General features: G+C 73.3%; 1 protein-coding gene. It reads left to right on the top strand.

Annotation, left to right across the window (positions count from 1 at the left end; genetic code table 11):
- Window positions 1–258: hypothetical protein (locus SB786_RS36810; protein ID WP_410731660.1), on the top strand; the 258-nt coding region annotated here is incomplete at both ends.

The following is a 258-nucleotide window of genomic DNA, read 5'->3' as shown; positions in this document are numbered from 1 at the left end:
CTGCGCGCTCGATGCCACCGATGCCACCGATGCCACCGATGCAGGTGCGTCGATGCGCCGCGTCATGTTCGATCGGGGCGGCGCGCTCGCGCGGGGCGGCTGGCGGCTCGCCGTCGAGACGCGCGGCGCGGCGCATGGCGTGGTGGTGTCGCGTCGCCGCACGTTCACGCCGGGCATCCGCATCGTCGAGCCGATTTTCGACGCGCCGCTCGAAGCCGAAGATATCGAGAGCGCGCTGTTCGACGCCGCGCCCGCGCC

Source organism: Burkholderia sp. SIMBA_062 (genome assembly GCF_046534765.1).
GTDB lineage: Bacteria > Pseudomonadota > Gammaproteobacteria > Burkholderiales > Burkholderiaceae > Burkholderia > Burkholderia ambifaria.
The sequence above is the reverse complement of the archived record's forward strand: the minus strand, read 5'-3'. Positions and strand labels throughout refer to the sequence as shown.